The organism is Profundibacter sp., assembly GCF_056498605.1.
Genome location: NZ_JBSMEZ010000053.1, coordinates 1 through 2,357, shown reverse-complemented (window position 1 = coordinate 2,357; position 2,357 = coordinate 1). Strand labels below are relative to the sequence as shown.

3 protein-coding genes are annotated in these 2,357 nt (G+C 55.4%); all 3 read left to right on the top strand.

Going from position 1 to position 2,357, the window contains the following annotated elements; translation table 11 throughout:
• A partial coding sequence (locus tag ACWB12_RS05660; RefSeq protein ID WP_479529092.1) for a hypothetical protein occupies positions 1-226 on the top strand: 226 nt, incomplete at its 5' end.
• Positions 223-1,356, top strand: a complete 1,134-nt coding sequence (locus tag ACWB12_RS05655; RefSeq protein ID WP_479529091.1) for a c-type cytochrome — start codon at positions 223-225, stop codon at positions 1,354-1,356. The genes ACWB12_RS05660 and ACWB12_RS05655, both read left to right, overlap by 4 nt.
• Before the next feature lie 10 nt (positions 1,357-1,366).
• Positions 1,367-2,357, top strand: a 991-nt coding sequence (locus ACWB12_RS05650) for a cytochrome c (RefSeq protein WP_479529090.1), incomplete at its 3' end; no start/stop codon positions are given.

Genomic DNA, 2,357 nt, shown 5'->3' with positions numbered 1-2,357 from the left:
ATGGCTGATGGGGTTGATGGGCTACATCCGCTCAAGCTTGCGGACCAACTGGCATGTTTACACGGTGATAAAGGATAATTCGCCGGAGAATTACATCCCCACACTTGGCGACGCGGGCAATACTATTACCGTGATCACGCTTGGGTTCATGGCGATCATGGTCTTTGTGTTCTGGTTGTCACGGCTTGGCGTGACCAAGCAGGAAGTGGCGGAGGACGCGACATGACTTTTCTACGTGTCATCGGCTTTAGTGTTGTTTTGTTGCTGTTCTATATGGGGGTTTCCCATATGTTGCCGCAGGTTGAACCTGACACATCCGTGCCTGTCGAAGTTTCGACCGTCGGGCTGGATATGGACGGGATGATCGCGCTGGGCGAGAGCCTATTTACCGGCAAAGGCACCTGCACCCTGTGTCACAACGGCATGGGTCGTGCGCCTGATACCTTGGAGATGGACATGGGGGCGACATACCCCGCACGCCTGATGGATGCACGTTACAAAGGTGTGTCAGCGGGCAAAGAGGGGGCCAAAGCGATTGAGGCCTATATCCTTGAATCCATGCAAGACCCGTCCGCCTTTGTGGTCGAGGGGTTTGGCCAGAAGGGCAGCAACGATACGGTTTCGCCGATGCCGACTGTTGATAAAGCGCCGATTGAATTGTCGGTGGTTGAAATGAATGCGGTCGCGGCATTTTTGCAGGATTTGGCGGGCTTGGAGCCAACCGTTCCGCTGCCAAGCGCCGATGATGCGCCTGTGGTTGAAGAGCCAGCAAGCGGTGAGGCGGCCCCTTTGCTAACATCCGGGGACGCGGTGATTGATGAATACGGTTGTGCGAGTTGCCATGATTTGGGTAGCAGCGGGGCTGATCTGGGCCCGTCACTATATGGCATCGGCAAGCGGATGAGCCGTGCGGGTGTGATGGAATCGATTATCGACCCGAACGCGGTGATCGCCGACGGGTTTGACGCCGATTTTATGCCTGCTGATTTTGGCGAAGAAATGCGCGGGGCTGAATTGTTGCTACTGACCGATTACCTGATGGCGCTGCCCGAGACGGCCCCCGTCAGCGAGGACGTTGGCGACGAGGAACTGGCAACCACGGGGCTGGAAGTGGTCGAGAATTATGGCTGCGCGGGCTGTCACGATCTGGATGGCTCCGAGGCTGACATTGGACCAAAACTAAACGGGATCAGCAAACGGATGACCGCCGAACAGGTCAGGGCTGCCATTCTGGACCCGAATGCCGAGATCGCCGAAGGGTTCGAGGCCGATATGATGCCGGATTATTTTGGCGACGATATGGCCGAGAGCGAGATTTTGCTGATCACCGATTATCTAATGAAGCTTGCGGAATAGGGATAGATTTATGCGTTTTTTCAAACACCCGCTGTTCCTAGGAATTTTGGTTCTGGTCGCGCTTTACGTGGTGTTCGCCTATGTCTTGAACCCGCCGATCCCGGCATCCTTGCTGGTGCAATATATGATCATCTGCACCGTGGCTGTGCTGTTGGTGGTGACGTTTGATAACAAAACCGCCAAGACCTTCTTTGCCCCGCTGATGGCGTTGTTTGGCTCGCCCAAGATGTTGCTACCGCGCATTGCTGCCTTTGTGGCTGTGGTGGGGGGCGTTGGCTTTTTGACATATGGCGCGGTGAAACCATCCGTCACGTCCCCGCTGGAATTACGCACGGTTCACCCTGCACCGCCCTCCAGCCTGAAGGCCTATGGCAAAACCTATGATCTGTTATCGCTACAAAACCCCTACCGCGAGGAGTTTGACGAGGTGTCTGACGAATACGCTGAAATCGTCGCGCAAGGGGCCGAGCTCTATTACAAGAACTGCATTTATTGCCACGGTGACATGCTGGATGGCGAAGGCCACTTTGCTAAAACATTCACCCCGCGTCCGATCAATTTTCAGGACGTCGGTATGATCGCCCAGTTGCAGGAATCGTTCCTGTTCTGGCGCATCACCAAAGGTGGGCCTGGCTTGCCGCGTGAAGGCACGCCGTGGGCGTCCGCCATGCCGGTCTGGGAGGAAATGCTGGAAGAGGACGAGGTCTGGAAGATCATTTCGTTCCTTTATGATTACACTGGTTTTGAGCCACGTTCATGGAAGTTGGAGGAGAAAACCGAGGGGGTCGTGACACCTGTGGCGGTTGATCCGAATGCAGCCTTGTCCGAAGAAGCGGTTGACGCGATTTACATGAAGCGCTGTTCGCAGTGTCACGGTGAAGATGGTGACGGGCTGGGCGTTGCGGCGGACCGGATGTATCCGGCCCCGCGTGATTTCACCCTAGGTTTGTTCAAATACAAAACCACCGATTCCGATAGCGAATTTCCCACCGATGATGACC